1 protein-coding gene is annotated in these 595 nt (G+C 69.4%); it reads right to left on the reverse strand.

The genetic code is table 11. The features are described 5' to 3' along the window. A partial coding sequence (locus tag D3A59_RS25080; RefSeq protein ID WP_473206076.1) for a thiolase family protein occupies nucleotides 1-308 on the reverse strand: 308 nt, incomplete at its 3' end. Between the last annotated feature and the right edge of the window lie 287 nt (nucleotides 309-595).

The following is a 595-nucleotide window of genomic DNA, read 5'->3' on the forward strand; positions in this document are numbered from 1 at the left end:
GCGCGCGCGGCCGTGCCCACCGCGTCCAGCCCCGAGCCGCACAGCCGGTTGATCGTCGCGCCCGGCACCTCGATCGGCAGCCCCGCCAGCAGGCTCGCCATGTGCGCGACGTTGCGGTTGTCCTCGCCGGCCTGGTTCGCGCAGCCGTAGATCACGTCCGTCACCGCCTGCCAGTCCAGCTGCGGGTTGCGCGCCATCAGCGCCTTGAGCGGAATCGCCCCCAGATCGTCGGTGCGCACCCCCGACAGCGCCCCGCCGTAGCGCCCGAAGGGCGTGCGGATCGCGTCGCAGATGAAGGCTTGCGTCATGGTCTGTCTCCTGGATTCGTGAGGGAGTGGGCGGGGAAGCGGGCAGGCCGGGCGGGAGATCCGGGAGGCCGGCAGGGGAATGCCCGGCAGATTGTTCTTACAGCGAACTTGTGTTCGATAATTTCATTCTAGGGACGGCCTCCGGAAGGTGTCAATCGCGGCCCCGGAGCCCGACCGGCTCGCCTGCCCGCGAGGCGTTGCGCAAAGGGCGGAGAATCGGTCCTGTCTGAAGAACAGCGCGCCCAGCGAAGAAAGCAGCCCTCCACCATGTCCCTCGCGGCCTCCCG

This window comes from Caldimonas tepidiphila, from assembly GCF_003569765.1.
GTDB lineage: Bacteria > Pseudomonadota > Gammaproteobacteria > Burkholderiales > Burkholderiaceae_C > Caldimonas > Caldimonas tepidiphila.